Raw genomic sequence first — 18,366 nt, forward strand, 5'->3', positions numbered from 1 at the left:
TGAAATACCGATTTTGCAACCGGATAGCAAAAAAATGTCTAATGACTTTTGCGTAGGACAGTCGGAAGGCATGACGCTTCACAATTTTTAGTTCTTATCGCCCGAACGTTCGATTACCGCACAACTATTGCCCTGGCACCATAGACGCCGCGGCGGGATATGGCCAGGCTAAATGACACCGTCCCGTTTTAAGGAGTCTGCCAATGAATCAGACCATGCCCCGCAGGACACACCTGCAGGTCGCTATCGCAGGAGGCGGCATTGCCGGTGTCACTCTGGCGCTAGCCCTGAGCCGCCTGCCCCATATCTCGCTTTCCCTGTATGAGTCCGCCCACGGCTTTAGCGAAGTTGGCGCCGGTATTTCTATCGGCCCCAACGCGGTGCGTATTCTTGACTGGCTGGGCGTGGGTGATGCATACCGCGAAGCCGCAGACAGCCTGGCGCCGCCGTGGCGCGATATCTGGTTTGAGTGGCGAACGGCCGCCAGCGCCGACCTGATCGGCACCACCCTGGCGCCACCGGTGGGTCAGTCTTCGATACACCGGGCGGATCTGCTTGATCTGCTGACCGAAAAGCTGCCCTCCGCCAGCCTGCACTTTAATAAGCGCATAATCGATGCCCGCACTGGCGCCGATGGACGGGTCAGCCTTGAATTTAGCGACGGCAGCCGTGCCTGCTGCGATCTGTTGATCGGGGCCGACGGTATTCATTCGGCACTGCGCAACATCGTGCTGACTGAACGGGGGCTGGCGCGCGTGGATCCGTTGTTTACCGGTACACTGGCCTGGCGTGGACTGATAGAAACCGAAACCCTGAACCGGCGCTTTGACTGGTCGGGATTCGACCGACGGCTGATTGATATTCCCCAGATGCACCTTGGCGACAACGCCCATATTCTTACCTTCCCGGTGAAGAAAGGGGCGCTGATTAACGTGGTTGCCTTTCGTACCGACCCCGCCCGGCGCCACGTCGCGCTGGCGCCGGACGAGCCATGGGTTACCGGGGTGTCGCGTCCACAGCTGATGGCGGAATTCGAAGGCTGGAGCGCGCCGGTGCGCACGATACTGAGCGCCATTAAACGCCCCAGCCGTTGGGCGCTGCATGAACTGCCGCCGCTGGAGACCTGGCATACCGGGCATATCGCGCTGATCGGCGATGCCGCCCATGCCATGCTGCCCCACCAGGGCGCAGGCGCTGGTCAGGGTATTGAAGACGCCTGGTTCCTGTCCCGACTGCTGAGCGCGCCGACTCTGACGCGTCGCGATATTCCCGTCGTACTGCGTCAGTACGATGCCCTGCGGCGCCCCCGGGCCACGGCAGTGCAACGGACCTCATCGGAAGCGGGGGATCTCTATGAGATGCGCAGCCTGGCAGCGCGGCAGCGTCCGCAGTTGGAACATCAGCTCGCCACCCGCTTCGACTGGCTGTGGCAACACGATCTGCGCCGGGATCTGGAACGCGCGCGCAGCGCGCTGGGTGCCTGACCCGAAACGATTGATACCGTGAAATCGCGGCGGTTCGCCGCCGTTTTTACTCAACTTAAGATTAATTTTTTATTAACGCTCCGAAAATGTTAAGGTTCACACGGATTTTTCTCTGGAGCATTTATGGATAACACAATAAATCAGGACCCCAACTCTCCCCCACAAAAACCAAAAACCATCAATCCCCCCGTCTTTTATGGCTCAGCCATTCTGATCGCCGCGCTGGTGCTGTTTGCCGCCCTGTTTCCCAAACGCGCCGATGTCTGGTTTAAAGCGTTGCAGCAGGCTATCTTCACCAATGCCAGCTGGTTCTATGTTCTGACAGTAGCGTTAATACTGCTGACGGTAGCCTTTCTGGGCATGTCGCGTTACGGCAATATTAAGCTGGGGCCGGACCATGCGACCCCTGACTTCAGTTATTTCTCCTGGTTCGCCATGCTGTTTTCCGCCGGAATGGGTATCGGGCTGATGTTTTTCGGCGTTGCCGAACCGGTAATGCACTATATGTCGCCGCCCACCGGCACGGCGGAAACTGTGGAGGCCGCCAAAGAGGCGCTGCGTCTGACCTTCTTCCACTGGGGGCTGCATGCATGGGCTATCTACGCCATTGTGGCGTTGATCCTTGCCTACTTTAGCTATCGCCACGGCCTGCCGCTGACCCTGCGTTCGGCGCTCTACCCGATTATCGGCGATCGTATCTATTCCACTCCCGGCCATATCGTCGATATCTTCGCGGTGATCGGCACCGTATTCGGGGTCGCCACCTCGCTGGGTTACGGCGTGTTGCAGGTCAATGCCGGCCTGAATCATCTGTTCGATTTGCCGATTAATCCAACCACCCAGGTGATCCTGATTGTGGTGATCACCGCCATGGCGACGCTGTCGGTGGTGAGCGGTCTGGACAAGGGCATCCGAATTCTGTCAGAGATTAACCTGTGGCTGGCCCTGCTGCTGCTGGTACTGGTTATTGCTCTGGGGCCGACGGTGCTGCTGTTGAAATCCTTTGTGGAAAACACCGGCGGCTACCTGTCGGAGATTGTCAGCAAGACCTTCAATCTGTACGCCTATGAGCCCAAATCCAGCGAATGGCTGGGGGGCTGGACCCTGTTCTACTGGGGATGGTGGATCTCCTGGTCTCCGTTCGTCGGCATGTTTATCGCCCGGGTTTCCCGCGGTCGTACCATCCGCGAATTTGTGACCGGCGTGCTGTTTGTTCCGGCGGGCTTTACCCTTATCTGGATGACCGTCTTCGGTAACAGCGCTATCGAGATGATATCCCACAAAGGCGCTACCCAACTGGCCGAAATCGTCCAGAGCGACGTTTCGCTGGCGCTGTTTAACTTCCTGGAGCATTTCCCGTTCTCTCAGGCCCTGTCGTTCCTGGCCATGGCGATGGTCGTGGTGTTCTTTGTCACTTCCGCTGACTCCGGCGCCATGGTGGTCGATACCCTGGCATCCGGTGGCGTTAAACACACCCCCGTGTGGCAGCGTATTTTCTGGGCGGCGCTGATGGGCGTGGTGGCCATTACCCTGCTGCTGGCGGGTGGACTTTCTGCGTTGCAGACCGTAACCATCGCCAGCGCCCTGCCGTTCTCTATCGTGTTGCTGACCTCGATGTGGGGGCTTCTGAAGGCGCTCAAGGTCGACTTCTATAAGAAGGAAAGCCAACAGGTCACCACCATCGCACCCGCCGGACGTAATCCGATGTCCTGGCAGCGCCGCGTGCGTCAGATAGCCTGGTATCCGAAGCGCTCTCAGGTGCGGCGCTTTATGGAAGAGGTGATTCACCCGGCTATGAATATGGTGAGTGAAGAGCTGGAAAAACAGAACGCCAGGGCAAGCGTTGATAACGCCCATGAAAATCGCATCCGCCTGGAAGTGGATTTTGGCGATGACGTTAACTTCGTTTATGAAGTCCGGCTGCGTCCCTACACCCGCCCTGCCTTCACGCTGATCGAGCTGGAAGAAGAAGAGCGTGAAGGCGACCAGAAGTACTACCGCGCCGAGGTTTATCTGAAGGAAGGCGGTCAGGACTATGACCTGATGGGCTGGTCCCAGGATCAGATAATCCATGATGTCCTGGACCAGTACGAGAAGCATATTCACTTCCTGCATCTGGTGCGTTAATGCCATACCACTCTCCCGGCGTGGAGAGTGAAGGACTGCAATCCTGCCCCGCGTTAGCGGGGCATTTTTTTACTTTCCGTCGCCAGGTTCCTGACATCCACAAACATGCGACATGCGGGGTCGCTATTGTGGTGGCCTGGCTTCGCTCACTCTACGGACAGGCACCCGCCGCTGCCGGGAGGCGTTCTTATCCAGTATGCCCTGCAGATAGTGCTCTATCTGCTCCAGACTGCGGCCCCGGGTTTCCGGCACCCACTTAATCACAAAGATACCGCCGAACACGCCGACGGCGGCGAAGATAAAGAAGGTGGCGGAAAGACCCACCCAGGCCAGCAGAATCGGGAAGAAGAGCGAGATCAGGAAGTTGGCTATCCACATGGCGAAGACCGCGCCGCCCATAAAGATGCCGCGTAGCCGGGTCGGGAAGATCTCCGACAGCAGCAGCCAGGTCACCGGCGACAGCGCCCCCTGCTGAAAGCACAGGAACATCAGCATACCCGCCAGCACCATATAGCTGCGCAACGCATCGACTTCGCCGTTAACGGTTTCCGGCATCAGAGCGCTGACGGCGCCGATAAATAGCAGACACAGAGTACAGCCGAACTGCCCCAGCATGGTCATGGTGCGTCGCCCTATTCGCCCCAGCAGCCAGATACCGACAAAGGTCATCACCACCGATACCACGCCGTTAGAGACCGTCGCGAACAGCGCGGCGTTATCGCTCATCCCCACGGCGGTCAGCATGGTGGGCGCATAGTACATAATGGTGTTAACGCCGGTGAGCTGCTGGATAACGGCGATACCGACGCCGATAAAAAACAGCTTCATCAGCCACGGCGTCATCACCTCTTTCAGGCTCGGTTTGCCCAGCGCCTTCTGCTCTTCCAGGGTCTCTTCTATCTCCATCAGTTCCCATTCGACATCCTCCTTAGCACGGGTGCGTTCCAGTACCTGACGCGCTTCAGCCAGTCGCCCTTTCATGGTGTACCAGCGCGGCGTATCGGGCATAAACAGCATGCCGAACCACAGCAGAATCGCAGGCAGCGTCGCCAGGGCCAGCATCCAGCGCCAGGTGGTGTCGCCACCCCAAATTTCATGGAAGGTGGCGTTGGAGATATAGGCCAGCAGCTGGCCGGAAACGATCATCAGTTCCTGTAAGGTCACCAGCTGGCCGCGACGGTTGGCAGGCGCAATTTCCGCGATATAGACCGGAACGGTAGCGGCAGCGCCGCCGACGGCCACGCCCAGCACCAGGCGGAAGAAAACCATCCAGCTGACGTCCGGCGCCAGGGCAGTACCCGCAGCCCCGATGGCAAAGATAACCGCCAGCCAGATGATGATTTTCTTGCGTCCCGCCGCCGTAGCCATATGACCGGCAAGCAGCGCGCCAAATGCGGCGCCGAACAGCAGTGAGCTGGTGACCAGCCCGGTGGTAAAGGGCGTTAGCTGTAGCTCCTTGCCCATAAACAACAAGGCACCGGAGATCACGCCAGTATCGTAGCCAAACAGCAGACCGCCCAGTGTGGCGATAAGCGCCACCACCTTCACAAAAGGCGTTACCGGGGCATCGCTGTTCGGCCCGGACGCCTTATTGACAGTGAGATAGTCTTCTTTCGTAGTCATAGCGACTCCAGGATAAGAGGATAGATCGGCCTTCTTCGGCCCTGCGACCGGAATGCCTTACAGCAATTTAGATCAAATGTTTCATATGCATAAATAATGAAAATTTAATTTTGCGATACCGATCGTTAATTATTCAGTAACGCAATGAAATAGTGAGGTTTTATGGCTGGAGTTATTGGTTAATTAATTGAATACAGGTGATTTTTTGGTTGTCTGGCGAGAGCGCAAAGCGAGGTGCAGGAACGAAACATTCAGTTCCTGAAAGCGTGAAATGAAAAGCCTGACCGGCACTCTCTGCCGGTCAGGCAGGGATCAGATCCCGGCGGTCTCCCGCAGATAACGCCGGGCTTTTATGGCGTACTCCAGTGGATTAGCCAGTGCCGGATCCTGTTCGGCTTCCACCACCATCCAGCCGCGGTAGCCGCCCTGTTCCAGAATCTCAAATACCGGGCGGAAATCGATAGCGCCGTCGCCGGGAACGGTGAAGGTGCCCATCCGAACGCCATCCAGGAACGACAGTTGCTGGCTTCGAACCTTGTCGATAATCGCCGGACGCACATCTTTCAGATGCACATGGTTAATGCGTGGCAAATAGCGACGCAGCACGTCCAGCATGACTTTGTCATTGCCTTCGGAGTACCAGAGATGGCCGGTGTCATACAGCAGGTAAACCCTGTCATCCACCAGGTTCATAAAGCGGTCTACCTCCTGAGGCGTCTGGATCCCGGTGCCCATATGGTGGTGCAGACAGACCTGCATCCCCTTCTGTTCCGCTATCTGCCCCAGGGTGTTGTAACCTTCCGCCACTCGCTGCCACTGGTCGTCGCTGAATACGGGTTTTCCGTTGCCCAGTACCGGCACCGCCTGCCCCTGAATGCTACCGCTCTGCTCTGAACAGCCAATCACTCTGGCGCCCATGGCGTGTAGGAAATCCATGTGGTTGATAAATTCATCCAGCGTCTTTTCACGCTCGCCGTCGGCGAAGAAAGTGCTGAACCAGGCGTTGCAGATCTCCATACCTCGCAGTTCCAGCATCGGCTTGAGCACCGCCGGGTCACGCGGATATTTACTGCCCACCTCGCAGCCGGTGAAGCCTGCCAGCGCCATTTCGCTAACGGTTTGCTGGAAGGTGTTTTCGCTACCCAGCTCCGGCATATCGTCGTTGGTCCAGCCGATAGGCGCAATGCCCAACCTGACGTTCTCTTTGTTCATGATAATCCTCGATAAAAAGCGTTCTCGGCTTAGCGACCGAGCAACTCCCGCTCGATCAGTTCGCGGGTTTCCACCGCCTGGTGCTTCATCTTTTCCGGATAGCCAAACAGCGCGGCAGCGACAATGGGTTCGCCGCCGACTTTAAACTGGCGGTCGGCAAAGCCCGTTTCACGCAGGGTGCGGAACAGCGTGGTGAAATCCACTTCCCCTTCGCCCGGCGCTACGTGCTGGTGCACGGCAGCATCAACTCCCGGCGGGTTAACGATGTAGCGGCAGTGACGGGTATGGTTCATGGTATCGGCCACCAAAACGTGGGAAAGATCGTCGCCCACGTAACGCAGCATGCTTTCCACATCGCCTTTGCCTTTGTCGTAATAGAAGGTATGAGGCACGCTGTAGACGTACTTCACGTTATCGCTGCGAAATGACTTCACCAGATCGGCGGTGGCATCGTTTTCTTCACAGAAGTCCCAGGGATGGGCCTGTAGCTCAACCCGAATGCCTTCACGTTCAAAGATGGGCAGCAGCTCTTCCATGGAGCGATAGAACATCTCGTCGCAGATCTCCGGCTGATTGGGATCGCCGGACAGTTCGGTATTAATCACCTGTACATCCATTTCAACGGCGATTTCGATCATCCGCTTCCAGTTTTTTACCGCCGCCTGGCGCCGCATTTCATCCGGCCCCGACCAGCGGTAAACGCAGATAAACGAAGAGAGCTCCACGCCGTTGTCCCTGAGCGCCCGCTTATATTCGGCCATGATTTCGCGCCCGGCCCTGGGGTGTTTATAGAACGGATTAATCTGCGGATGGGGCGACTGTTCAATATAGCGATAGCCCCACTCGGCCACCTGCTGCACCATTCGGGTGATGCCCAGATCCTTAATCACGTCGACGTCGAATGCTAACTTCATAACGGCTACCTCTTAATCACTTCAGCGGGGATAAAAGTCGGGACGCGGCGCCATTTCTACCGGCTCTACGCTACCGCTCTGCTGAGCCTTCAGGCAGGCATCGGCGGCGACAGAGGCGGCATAGCCGTCCCAGGCCGAAGGCCCGCGCAGTTCACCGGCCTTCACATCGTCAATAAAGGCCTGCAGCTCCACGTCATAGGCGCGAATAAAGCGATCCTTCCAGTCGGTCAGGATCTCTGTTGCCAGCCGCGCCTGCTTGCGCATCTGCACCGAGGCGGGTTCAGGCAGACGGGCGATACCGCTCTCGCCCACTACTTCGCACTGAATGTCGTAGCCGTACTGGCAATTGACGAAGACCTCGACGTCGATGCGCACGCCGCTGCGGGTTTCCAGCAGGACTATCTGCGGGTCGCGCAGGTTCGCATGGGCGTTGCGGGTGGAGCGCGGGAAGATCACCTGAGCAGAAACGTAGTCGTCGTTCAGCAGCCAGCGCAACACGTCCAGTTCGTGAATCAGCGTGTTGGTAATCGCCATGTCGGTACTGTAGCTTTCGTTTACCGAGGCATTACGATGGGCGCAGTGCAGCATCAGCGGCGTGCCGACCTCACCCTGGGCAATAGCCTGTTTCAGTGCCTGATAGCCGTCGTCGTAAGGGCGCATAAAGCCCACCTGCACCAGACGACGACCGGCGCGCATTTCGGCATCGACGATGCGGCGGCAGCCTTCGGCGCTCATCGCCAGCGGTTTTTCGCAGAATACCGGCTTACCGGCGGCGATAGCGGCCAGGGTGAACTCTTCGTGGGTCGGATCCCAGGAGGTGACCAGCACCGCCTGGACTTCGGGGTCGGCAATCAGCGCATGGCCGTCGTCGTAAATTTTCGCCTCCAGCCCCAGCGCCGTTACCGCGCTGCGGGCGCCTTCGGCGTTGATGTCCGAGACCGCAACGATGCTTGCTCCCTGCAAGACAGTACTACAGCGACGAATGTGCTCTTTGCCGATGGCGCCTGCGCCAATTACACCTATTTTTAGCATCATGATGTGCTCCGGTTAGTAGTCCCGCGCCTGCGCGCGTTTTTCCTGCATTTGCTCCGCCGCCCGGCGGATACGTTCGGAGCTGGAGACCGCGGCCACGCCGACGTGCCACCAGCTGAAATATTTGTGCACCATGGTTTTGGGCAGCACCTTCACATCGATCAGCGTGCTGACCGGGCTGTGGCGCGCTTCTGCCAGCGCCGCTTCCAGATCTTCCAGCCGGGTCACCCGCCAGGTACGGCAACCATAGCCTGCGGCGATAGCGGCGAAATCCACCGGCACCAGGCCACCGCGCAGTTCCCCGCTGTCGGCGTCGCGATGCCGGAATTCGGTGCCGTAGCTGCCCATGCCGTGTTCCATTTGCAGATTGTTGATGCAGCCGTTGGCCATGTTGTCGAACAGAATGACGTTGATCTTTGCGCCTTCCTGAATAGAGGTCACCAGTTCGGAGTGCAGCATCATGAAAGACCCATCCCCCACCAGCGCGTAGACATCGCGCTGCGGTTCGGCGAGCTTAACGCCCAGCGCGGCATTGACCTCGTAACCCATGCAGGAGTAGCCATACTCCACGTGGTAAGCGTCCGGCGCCCGGTTGCGCCAGGTGCGCTGGAGATCTCCCGGCAGACTACCGGCGGCGGCCACCACCACCGCATCTTCGGGCAGTTGTTGGTTCAGCACGCCCAGCACGCTGCTCTGAGTGATAACCGAGCCGGTTATCTCACGGAATTCGCGAAACAGCCGCGTTCGATCGATGCTGTCGTCAATTTCCGGCACAAAATCCTGTTCGCGCCAGCGTACCTGCCACACCCGCTGAGTCTCCTGCAACTGACGGGATCGCGCGCTCTGTAGCTGTTCGCCCCACTGCGCTTTCCAGGCACTGTCTGCCATGGCGCCAGTCAGCGCCTGGAGCGCCTCTCTGGCGTCAGCCACCACCCGAATGCCGTCCAGTTTCCAGGCATCGAAATCGCTGATATTGATATTCAGGAAACGTACGTCGGGATGCTGAAAAATCCATTTCGAAGCGGTGGTAAAGTCGGTAAAGCGGGTCCCGACCCCAATCACCAGATCCGCCTCTTTCGCCAGCAGGTTAGCCGCCAGACAGCCGGTTTCTCCCACGCCGCCCACGTTGAGCGGCTCTTCGGAAAGCAGCGTGCCCTTCCCGGCCTGGGTTTCCGCAATGGGGATCCCATGCTGGCGGGCAAAGTTGAGCAGCGCCTCACCGGCATCCGAATAACGGGTGCCGCCGCCGCAAATCAGCAGCGGACGCTGGCTGCGGCGCAGCGCTTCGCAGGCGTCGGCAATCTGGGCCGCAACGGCCGGGCGGCGATCCAGACGGTGCACGCGGCGTACAAAGAAGTGTTCCGGGTAATCCCAGGCTTCGGCCTGAACGTCCTGAGGCAGAGCCAGGGTCACGGCGCCACACTCCGCCGGGTCGGTCAGAACTCGCATGGCGTTAAGGCAGGCGCTCATCAACTGTTCCGGGCGCGTAATGCGATCCCAGTATTTGCTGACTGCCCGGAAGGCATCATTGGTGCTGATACTCAGATCCTGACTCTGTTCAATCTGTTGCAGAACCGGGTCCGGCTGGCGGGTGGCGAAAACGTCCCCCGGCAGCAGCAATAGCGGAATACGGTTAGCGGTGGCGGTGGCTGCCGCGGTGATCATATTGGCGGCACCGGGCCCCACCGATGAGCTACAGGCGATAATCTGGCGACGACGCAGCTGTTTGGCATAGCCGATGGCGGCGTGGGCCATCCCCTGTTCGTTACGACCCTGCCATACCCTTAAATCGCCGCGGTCCTGTTCCAGCGCTTGCCCCAGACCCAGCACATTGCCGTGCCCGAAGATGGCGAAGATCCCTTTGACGAATTTGATCTCGCGCCCGTCAACCTCAACAAACTGATTATCAAGGAATTTGACCAATGCCTGCGCCATTGTCAGCCTGATTCTGCCCATAGCCCTTTCCTTTATCGTGATACCGGTGTCGAAGCGACGCCGGTGGGAATGAAATATGAGGGGATTATATGCAAATGGATTTTTCATAAAATACAAATACAGAAAAAACATTTCATTTTGCGAGGGCGATCAAACTCTCTATTTCGTTTTTGGTTTTCATTTCATTCATTTCACTGCAACAATAACCCTACAATTCCCCTATGAAATTGCGGGTTGTGGCGGGTGTCAGGGTCTGTACTGTCGGGGATAGCCGGGTACAGGTTGCCGCTGCCCTCACAAAAATGAACTATAAATTTCATTTTGCATTGATAATGAAATTTACGTTCGCCATACTGACATTCGTTTGTTAACCCGGCTGCATAGGCGAGCGCGCGCTATGTGGGTAAGTCAAGGTAAGCAGAAGGAATCCGTAACTATGAATGCAGCAGTTAAGCGGCTCGATGTGATCTGTATCGGGCGTGTCGCCGTCGATCTCTATGCGCAGCAGGTGGGCGCCAGGCTGGAGGATGTCGCAAGCTTTGCCAAATATCTGGGAGGCTCATCGGGCAATGTGGCCTGGGGCACCGCCATTCAGGGGCTGAAGTCCGCCATGCTGGCCCGGGTGGGCGATGAGCATAACGGCCGCTTTATTCGTGAAACCCTGGAAAATGCAGGGGTCAATACCGACTATCTCATCACCGATCCGACCCGGCTGACGGCGCTGGTAATGCTGGGCATTAAGGATCAGGATACCTTTCCGCTGATCTTCTATCGCGACAACTGCGCCGATATGGCGCTGTCGCCCGATGATATTGATGAAACCTGGATTGCCTCGTCCCGCGCGCTGGCGGTCACCGGCACCCACCTCTCCCACCCGCAAACCCGGGCGGCGGTGCTGAAAGCGCTGGAATATGCCGGGCGCCACGGGCTGCGTCGGGCGCTGGATATCGACTACCGCCCGGTGCTGTGGGGGCTGACATCTCCGGGCGATGGCGAAACCCGCTATATCGAATCCGGCGAGGTGACCCGCCAGCTCCAGGAGGTGCTGCACCACTTTGATCTGATCGTCGGCACCGAAGAGGAGTTTCATATTGCCGGTGGCAGCACCGATACCCTGACGGCGCTGAAAAAGGTGCGCGAGGTGAGCAACGCCACTCTGGTCTGCAAGCGCGGCCCCATGGGCTGCGTGGTTATCGAAGGTAACGTCCCGGATGACTGGTCGCAGATTCCGCTGCAACAGGGAGTCAGGGTGGAAGTCCTCAACGTGCTGGGAGCCGGTGACGCCTTTATGTCTGGCCTGCTGCGCGGCTGGCTGAATGACGAAGGCTGGGAACAGGCCTGTCGCTATGCCAACGCCTGCGGCGCGCTGGTGGTTTCGCGCCACGGCTGCGCCCCTGCCATGCCCACCCGCGCCGAACTGGATGACTATCTGTCCCGGGCCGAGTCGGTGCCGCGCCCGGATCTCGATGCGCGTCTTAACCATCTGCATCGCGTCACGTCGCGCCAGCGTCGCTTCGACGAGCTGTGTATCTTTGCCTTTGATCACCGCAAACAACTGGTGGAAATGGCTCAGCAGACCGGTCGCGACGAAAGCTGCATTCCGCCGCTGAAACGCCTGCTGCTACAGGCAGCGCAGGATGCGGCGACCGAAGCCGGGCTCGAACAGCGCAGCGGTATTCTGGCGGATAGCACCTTCGGCCAGGGGGCGTTAAACGCTATTACCGGTCAGGGATGGTGGATTGGCCGCCCTATTGAGCTGCCCGGTTCACGCCCGCTGCGTCTGGAACATGGTGATATCGGCAGTCAACTCCGTAGCTGGCCGCTGGAGCATATCGTGAAGTGCCTGGTGTTCTATCATCCGCATGACAGTGCGGAACTGCGTCAGCGCCAGGATGAGCTGCTGCTGGACGTATGGCACGCCTGCAACCAGTCCGGCCACGAGCTGCTGCTGGAGGTGATCCTGCCCGCTGATGCCACGGACCGCCGCGAGTGCCACTATCTGGCGATGCTGGAGCACTTTTACCGACTGGGGATCCAGCCCGACTGGTGGAAGCTACCGCCGCTGGCAAGTGTTACCTGGGACAAAGTCAGTGAGCTTATCGTGCGTGAAGACCCCTGGTGTCGGGGTATCCTGCTGCTGGGGCTGGATGCCGAGCCAGAGGTGCTACGTGCCGGTTTCCGTGAAGCGGCGCGCCATCCGGCCATTAAAGGCTTTGCGGTGGGGCGTACCATTTTCGGCCAGCCTTCACGACGCTGGATGGCGGGTGAACTGAACGACGATGAACTGATCGACGAGGTGAAACAGAACTATCTGCGGCTGATTGGTTACTGGCGCGAGGCCAGACGCGGATAACCCCCTGACGGCGCGCGGCCGGTTTGTGCCGCGCGCGGTAACGCAACGTGAAATGAATCCCGTATTAACGCACCGGAAATGAAATTTTTCCTCCATTTGGTACACTGATTCCAGTTTCCTTTTCACTCTGTCACAGGCAATCACATGGCCAATAATCCAACTCAGGTTTCTATTCTCCAGGACGAGATTCGCAGCCGCTACGACACGCTCAGTAAACGACTGAAGCAGGTGGCGCGCTATATTCTTGATAACAGCAACAGCGTCGCTTTTGATACCGTCGCTTCCATCGCTCACCAGGCGGATGTTCCCCCCTCTACCCTGATCCGCTTCGCCAATGCCTTTGGCTTCGGCGGTTTCAACGAAATGAAACAGATGTTCAAGCAGCATCTGATGGAAGAGACCGCCAACTATACCGAACGGGCGCGCCTGTTCCGCCAGACCGCCGGTGAAGAGACCAGCGCGCCGGAAACGCCGTCCGAAATTCTGAATATGTTCACCATGGTGAACGGCCAGGCGCTGCAGCAGCTGGCGATGCAGGTGGTGCCCGAAGAGTTAGAGCGTGCCGTAGCACTGCTGGGTGACGCGGAGAATATCTATGTGATTGGACTGCGCCGCTCGTTCAGCGTCGCCTCCTATCTGACCTACGCCCTGCGCCATCTTGACCGGCGCGCCTTTCTGATAGACGGGCTGGGCGGCATGTTCACCGAGCAGCTCAGTATGGTGGGGCCAAAGGATGTGGTGGTAGCGGTAAGCTTTTCGCCCTACTCAAAAGAGGTGGTGGAACTGGTAGAGTTGGGCGCCCAGCGCAAGGCGCGCCAGATTGCGATTACCGACAGCCAGGTCAGTCCGCTGGCCGCCTTTAGCGATGTCTGCTTCGTGGTGCGCGAAGCGCAGATCGACGGTTTTCGCTCTCAGGTCGCCTCGCTGTGTCTGGCCCAGACGCTGGCGATTTCGCTGGCGCTGGGCAACAGTAAAGAGGGGAAGTAAGACCTTAATCGAAAAACTGCATATTTTTATAGGGCGCGCGTCGGCACTGCGCCAGCCGGGAGCTCAGTGAGCCGACGTGCAGCTCAAGCTGATGGCTGTCGGGATCCAGAAAGTAGAAAGATTCTCCTTCGCTGGTATTTCGCTTCCATTCTCTGACGCATCCGGCGCGCAATTTGTTAACCATGGTTTCAAATTCAGCGCCGTCTGTTGAAAAGGCATAGTGGGTATAGTCGCGCGGTTCGCCAGTCTGGCGACGCGGGTCGAACGAAAGACACAGCCACAGGCCTGGAAGTGACAGATATGCCCCCGTTTCCCAACGAGCTTCCAGTTTAAGCCCCAGAATATCGTGGTAGAACCCAATACTGCGGGTAAGGTCGCTGACCGCTAAAGTCAGGTGGTTCAGGCCGGTTAACATATTGCCCCCTTCAGTTTTCCGGGATCCAGCCGTTATGTGCAAAGATCCGCTGGTAAATCTCCCTGATCGCCTGCTGCTTATTCATATTGTACTGCTGCACCGTGGCGGCCCCGCTTAGCGCGGCTGTTTTTGCCTCTTCATATCTTTTACGATCCTGCGGATGCCCGGAAAGCCAGTCCCGAAATAAAAGATGACGCAGATGTTCCGGACAATCAGGCCCGAAGATATGCAAATTGACGCAGGGTGTATTGAGACGCAGCATTCGATGCTGATACCAGGAGGGTTCCCGGACGCGGTGCGTATAGCCGATCGCCGTCAACGCCGGTATATAGGATGCTTCATCTTCGGGATCCTCGACAATCATATCGATATCGATAACCGGTTTCGCCGACAGACCGGGTACGGCAGTCGAGCCCACGTGCGCAATCTCCAGCGCCTTTATGCCTGGCGCACTTGCAATGCGCTGGCTCAGCGTGTCGAACAGCGTCGGCCACGCTTTATCATAGGGCACCACCTCGATATGCTCAGTCTCAGGCGGCCCCACGACCCATGGGTTCTCGTTCGGATCGCCTTCCTCAAAGGTGATGATTTCGTGAGCCTTCGTTTTTATTGGGTCTTTGTCATTCATGCGCATATGCCCGTTGGAAGTCGATTAAAGCAATACTATTAACGAAGTGTACATTTGTACACTCGGCAATAGAGCTGGTACCACGGAAACAGGCGGTATTAATACGGAGGGGATGACGGGAATGAAAAACAGACGCGCCACCCTCTGGTGAGCGGCGCGTCTTTGGCCGAACGGGCATCACTTCCTGGGATAATCGTCGCTATTAATCCAGGCGTGATCCTCTTCCCAGCGGAACAGCCATTTGCGCTGCGGCCCGGCCATTACGTTCAGATAATAGCTGTCGTAACCGGCGATGCTGGCGACGGGATGATAGCCGCGCGGCACCATCACCACATCGTGGTTATAGGGGGCCATACAGGCGTCCAGCGAGCGGTCGTCGGTATAAACCCGCTGTAAGGCAAAGCCCTGGGGCGGATCGAAGCGATGATAGTAGGTCTCTTCCAGTTGGGTTTCCTGCCCTTCCACCGCGGTATCGTGCTTGTGGCTGGGCCAGGAGCTGGTCGCGCCTTCATCGGTATAGACTTCGACCACCAGCAGGCTGTGCGCCGGTTCGCTGTCCGGCAGGATATTGTGCACCAGCCGCTGATTACGGCCCTTACCGCGCCGCTCCACGCCAACGCCGGAAGGCGCTATCAGGCGCGCAGGCAAATTTCCGCCGCCCGGCGCGCTACATACCGCCAGCTCCAGTTCGCTGTCGGCCACCACCTCGACCCAATCGTGATGAGGCACATAAACCGACCACGGCGGCGTGCGCTCAAACGGCGACATTCGCCCTCCCAGCCCGGGAAAATCGGCGTTGCGGGTTTTAACAGACGCCAGCCCGGACACCAGTACCAGACAGAGTTCGCGATCGCCGCTTTCAAGCGTAATACGATCGCCCTTGTTCAGCAGGTGCGCCTCGAAGCCCACAAACTCCCAGCCAGCGCTGGCCGGGGTTATCTGCTGAATACGCCCCGTTCCGGGGCGACGTTTTTCAAGTAACGACATGCTACCTTATTCCTCCATCCATCAGCCCAGCGTGGGCATGCTGAATTCCGATACTGTCTGCTGCCCTGCCGGCCAGCGAACCGTGGCGGTTTTCATGCGGGTGTAGAAGCGTACGCCGTCCGGGCCATGCACGTTGAGAGCGCCAAACACTGAGCGTTTCCAGCCGCCAAAGCTGTGGAATGCCATCGGCACCGGTACCGGGATATTCACCCCAACCATACCCGCCTGAACGTCATGCACAAATTCCCGGGCGGCGTGGCCGTTGCTGGTAAAGATGGCGCTACCGTTGCCAAATTCGTGGCCGTTAACCAGTTCCAGCGCACTGTCATAATCCCGGGCGCGTACCACGCTCAGCACCGGCCCGAAGATCTCCTCTTTCCAGATGGTCATCTCCGGCGTGACGTTATCGAACAGCGTACCGCCAACATAGTAGCCCTCTTCGTAACCTGCCGGGGTAAAGTTGCGGCCATCCACCACCAGTTGCGCGCCTTCGGCGACGCCTTTATCGATATAGCCCAGCACTTTCTGCTGATGGGCCCGGGAAACCACCGGTCCCATTTCATTCTCTTCGCTGCCCCGCAGGCAGCCCGGCCCCACTTTCAACGCCTGAACCAGCGGCGTCAGACGCGCGATCAGTTTATCTGCCGTTTCGTCACCCACCGCGACGACGACCGGCAGCGCCATGCAGCGTTCCCCGGCGGAGCCGTATGCGCCGCCCATAATCGCGTTAACGGTGGCTTCCAGATCGGCGTCCGGCATCACGATGGCGTGGTTTTTGGCGGCCCCGAAAGCCTGAACTCGCTTGCCATAAGCACTGGCGGTTTTATAAATGTGCTCGGCTACAGCGGAAGATCCTACAAAGCTGACCGCCTGAATTCGCGGATCGCTGCACAGCGGTTCCGCCTGATCGTTACCACAGTGCACCACGTTAAAGACACCGTCCGGCAGCCCGGCTTCACTCAGCAGTTCCGCCATTTTGACTGCAGCGGAAGGCGCCAGCGCGGGCGGCTTAAGTACGAAGGTATTACCGCAGGCCAGAGCGATGGGGAACATCCACATTGGCACCATGGCCGGGAAGTTAAAGGGAGTGATACCGGCCACCACGCCCAGCGGCTGCATCAGCGAATAGCTGTCCACGCCGCTGCCGACGTCGGAGGAAAACTCCCCTTTTTGCAGGTGCGGAATGCCGCAGGCGAATTCGACCACCTCCATGCCGCGGGTCAGCTCGCCCATGGCATCCGACCAGACTTTGCCGTGCTCGCTGACGATAAGCGCCGCCAGTTCGTCACTGTGCTGCTCCAGCAGACTCTTGAATTTAAACAGAATGCGGGCGCGGCGCAGCGGTGTGGTGCGCGACCAGCTGTCAAAAGCCGCGTGCGCCACGGCAATGGCTTCCTGCACTTCCTGTTTGCTGGACTGCGTGACTTCGCGGACCGCCTGTCCGGTAGCCGGATCGTAAACCGGCTGGGTTTCGTTGCTGCTGCTGAAACAGATTTTCCCGGCAATATAGTTTCCAGTGATGTTCATGCTTTCGGACTCCAGATAGTCAATGTTGGCACCTGTGGTCCCGTGCGAACGGGATGAATCAAACCTTAGCCAAATGAAATTAATATTTCAATAACAATAAAAATGAAATGCCGGGTTTTGTGACGGGGATTACGCGCCGTACTGTCGTCCTTCATTCGTGGGAGTGTCTTTCGATATAGCATAGCGACTGGCGTCGCATTGCGGTGATGGAAAGTCAAAATTGCGAGAAGGCTCTAAAAAATAATTTTTTCTCTCTTGTAATAAATGAAATAAATGTTTTGATCTGGCAAGACCTTTACCCTGTTTCTGGAGAACCCCTATGAACATCGATATTCAGCGTTTCTGCGTTAACCGTAAGATTGCCCCCGGAATGGGGATTGCCCCCTTCTTTCAACTGGTCAGTCAGCTTGGATTGAATAAAGTCGAGCTGCGTAACGATATGTCTGGCGGTAGCGTGACTGACGACCTTTCACCCCAGGCGGTACGGGAACTGGCCCAACGCTACGGCATTGAGATTCTCTCCATTAACGCCCTCTACCCCTTTAACTGCCCCGATGAGGCGCTGATGGCGCGGGCAAAAGCGTTGCTGGAAACGGCAAAAGAGATCGGCGCCCGGGCCCTGGTGCTGTGTCCGTTAAATGATGGAACGCCGGTAGCGGCGCGCCAGACCATCGACGCCCTGCGCCAGCTTGCCCCTCTTTTTGCGGAATATGACGTGGAAGGTCTGGTGGAGCCGCTGGGCTTCCCTTTTAGTTCGCTGCGTTCAGCGCGCGAGGCTGCGGCACTGATTCATGAGGCGGGCGCTCCGTTCCGACTGCTGGTGGATACCTTCCACCACGCGCTGTGGCCCGATGCCGAACGCGAACTGGCAACGCTTGATATCAACCGGGTGGGACTGGTGCATCTGTCCGGGGTGGAGGATCCACGCCCGATGGAACAACTGACTGACGAACAGCGTATTATGCTGAGCGATGCCGACAGGCTGAACAGCGCCGCCCAGGTGCGGCGCCTTGAAGAACTGGGATATCGTGGCGCTTACTCCTTTGAACCCTTCTCTTCCGTTATGGAAAGCTGGTCCGGTCAGGAGATTGAGCGCCAGATTCGCCAGGGAATGGCGTTGATTCAACAGGCCAGCGGTTGAT

The 18,366-nt window shown here is 58.1% G+C and carries 14 protein-coding genes; 5 read left to right on the forward strand and 9 right to left on the reverse strand.

The genetic code is table 11. The features are described 5' to 3' along the window. Positions 1-203 precede the first annotated feature (203 nt). Positions 204-1,484: a salicylate 1-monooxygenase gene (gene salA, locus SCU88_RS11890; RefSeq protein WP_206665529.1), complete on the forward strand. Its 1,281-nt coding sequence runs from the start codon at positions 204-206 to the stop codon at positions 1,482-1,484. A 123-nt stretch (positions 1,485-1,607) separates the two neighbouring features. Next, entirely contained in the window at positions 1,608-3,611 is a 2,004-nt protein-coding gene (betT, locus tag SCU88_RS11895) for a choline BCCT transporter BetT (RefSeq protein WP_175342134.1), read from the forward strand. 123 nt (positions 3,612-3,734) lie between these two features. Here betT and SCU88_RS11900 read toward each other — a convergent pair whose 3' ends face one another. The 5 genes from SCU88_RS11900 to iolD all read right to left on the reverse strand — a co-directional run bounded on the left by SCU88_RS11900 (position 3,735) and on the right by iolD (position 10,348). Continuing rightward, the gene (locus SCU88_RS11900) at positions 3,735-5,234 is read right to left on the reverse strand and encodes a sugar porter family MFS transporter (protein WP_175342133.1); all 1,500 of its coding nucleotides are present in this window, start codon (positions 5,232-5,234) and stop codon (positions 3,735-3,737) included. A 312-nt stretch (positions 5,235-5,546) separates the two neighbouring features. After that, positions 5,547-6,446: a myo-inosose-2 dehydratase gene (gene iolE, locus SCU88_RS11905; RefSeq protein ID WP_138097472.1), complete on the reverse strand. Its 900-nt coding sequence runs from the start codon at positions 6,444-6,446 to the stop codon at positions 5,547-5,549. A 29-nt stretch (positions 6,447-6,475) separates the two neighbouring features. Next, positions 6,476-7,360 (reverse strand): TIM barrel protein, encoded by an 885-nt coding sequence (locus SCU88_RS11910; protein WP_175342132.1) that lies wholly within the window; start codon positions 7,358-7,360, stop codon positions 6,476-6,478. A 21-nt stretch (positions 7,361-7,381) separates the two neighbouring features. After that, complete coding sequence (locus SCU88_RS11915; protein WP_175342131.1) at positions 7,382-8,395, reverse strand: Gfo/Idh/MocA family oxidoreductase; 1,014 nt, start codon at positions 8,393-8,395, stop codon at positions 7,382-7,384. 12 nt (positions 8,396-8,407) lie between these two features. Then, positions 8,408-10,348, reverse strand: a complete 1,941-nt coding sequence (gene iolD / locus SCU88_RS11920) for a 3D-(3,5/4)-trihydroxycyclohexane-1,2-dione acylhydrolase (decyclizing) (protein WP_175342130.1) — start codon at positions 10,346-10,348, stop codon at positions 8,408-8,410. Between the two features lie 415 nt (positions 10,349-10,763). Here iolD and SCU88_RS11925 point away from each other — a divergent pair, with 415 nt between their 5' ends. Both SCU88_RS11925 and SCU88_RS11930 read left to right on the forward strand, forming a co-directional pair. Further along, the gene (locus tag SCU88_RS11925) at positions 10,764-12,680 is read left to right on the forward strand and encodes a bifunctional 5-dehydro-2-deoxygluconokinase/5-dehydro-2-deoxyphosphogluconate aldolase (RefSeq protein ID WP_175342129.1); all 1,917 of its coding nucleotides are present in this window, start codon (positions 10,764-10,766) and stop codon (positions 12,678-12,680) included. Positions 12,681-12,824: 144 nt separating this feature from the next. Next, a complete protein-coding gene (locus SCU88_RS11930; RefSeq protein WP_138097477.1) occupies positions 12,825-13,667 on the forward strand; it encodes a MurR/RpiR family transcriptional regulator in 843 nt (280 codons plus the stop codon). 4 nt (positions 13,668-13,671) lie between these two features. On the opposite strand, the gene fos is transcribed toward SCU88_RS11930, so the two are convergent. The 4 genes from fos to SCU88_RS11950 form a co-directional block, all read right to left on the reverse strand. Continuing rightward, positions 13,672-14,082, reverse strand: a complete 411-nt coding sequence (gene fos, locus SCU88_RS11935) for a fosfomycin resistance glutathione transferase (RefSeq protein ID WP_138097478.1) — start codon at positions 14,080-14,082, stop codon at positions 13,672-13,674. A gap of 10 nt (positions 14,083-14,092) precedes the next feature. Beyond that, positions 14,093-14,710, reverse strand: a complete 618-nt coding sequence (locus SCU88_RS11940) for a GrpB family protein (protein WP_175342128.1) — start codon at positions 14,708-14,710, stop codon at positions 14,093-14,095. Between the two features lie 177 nt (positions 14,711-14,887). Further along, complete coding sequence (iolB, locus tag SCU88_RS11945; RefSeq protein WP_175342127.1) at positions 14,888-15,697, reverse strand: 5-deoxy-glucuronate isomerase; 810 nt, start codon at positions 15,695-15,697, stop codon at positions 14,888-14,890. A 21-nt stretch (positions 15,698-15,718) separates the two neighbouring features. Then, entirely contained in the window at positions 15,719-17,224 is a 1,506-nt protein-coding gene (locus tag SCU88_RS11950) for a CoA-acylating methylmalonate-semialdehyde dehydrogenase (RefSeq protein ID WP_175342126.1), read from the reverse strand. A gap of 319 nt (positions 17,225-17,543) precedes the next feature. On the opposite strand from SCU88_RS11950, the gene SCU88_RS11955 reads away from it, so the two are divergent. Further along, the gene (locus SCU88_RS11955) at positions 17,544-18,365 is read left to right on the forward strand and encodes a TIM barrel protein (protein ID WP_175342125.1); all 822 of its coding nucleotides are present in this window, start codon (positions 17,544-17,546) and stop codon (positions 18,363-18,365) included. Position 18,366 lies beyond the last annotated feature (1 nt).

This window comes from Jejuibacter sp. L23 (genome assembly GCF_050815825.1).
GTDB lineage: Bacteria > Pseudomonadota > Gammaproteobacteria > Enterobacterales > Enterobacteriaceae > Jejubacter > Jejubacter calystegiae.

Coding starts and splice junctions, on each gene's coding strand:
- salA (WP_206665529.1), top strand. CDS start 204: ATGAATCAGACCATGCCCCGCAGGACACACCTGCAGGTCGCTATCGCA.
- SCU88_RS11915 (WP_175342131.1), bottom strand. CDS start 8,395: ATGATGCTAAAAATAGGTGTAATTGGCGCAGGCGCCATCGGCAAAGAG.
- SCU88_RS11925 (WP_175342129.1), top strand. CDS start 10,764: ATGAATGCAGCAGTTAAGCGGCTCGATGTGATCTGTATCGGGCGTGTC.
- SCU88_RS11910 (WP_175342132.1), bottom strand. CDS start 7,360: ATGAAGTTAGCATTCGACGTCGACGTGATTAAGGATCTGGGCATCACC.
- fos (WP_138097478.1), bottom strand. CDS start 14,082: ATGTTAACCGGCCTGAACCACCTGACTTTAGCGGTCAGCGACCTTACC.
- iolD (WP_175342130.1), bottom strand. CDS start 10,348: ATGGGCAGAATCAGGCTGACAATGGCGCAGGCATTGGTCAAATTCCTT.
- SCU88_RS11930 (WP_138097477.1), top strand. CDS start 12,825: ATGGCCAATAATCCAACTCAGGTTTCTATTCTCCAGGACGAGATTCGC.
- SCU88_RS11950 (WP_175342126.1), bottom strand. CDS start 17,224: ATGAACATCACTGGAAACTATATTGCCGGGAAAATCTGTTTCAGCAGC.
- iolB (WP_175342127.1), bottom strand. CDS start 15,697: ATGTCGTTACTTGAAAAACGTCGCCCCGGAACGGGGCGTATTCAGCAG.
- SCU88_RS11955 (WP_175342125.1), top strand. CDS start 17,544: ATGAACATCGATATTCAGCGTTTCTGCGTTAACCGTAAGATTGCCCCC.
- SCU88_RS11900 (WP_175342133.1), bottom strand. CDS start 5,234: ATGACTACGAAAGAAGACTATCTCACTGTCAATAAGGCGTCCGGGCCG.
- SCU88_RS11940 (WP_175342128.1), bottom strand. CDS start 14,710: ATGAATGACAAAGACCCAATAAAAACGAAGGCTCACGAAATCATCACC.
- iolE (WP_138097472.1), bottom strand. CDS start 6,446: ATGAACAAAGAGAACGTCAGGTTGGGCATTGCGCCTATCGGCTGGACC.
- betT (WP_175342134.1), top strand. CDS start 1,608: ATGGATAACACAATAAATCAGGACCCCAACTCTCCCCCACAAAAACCA.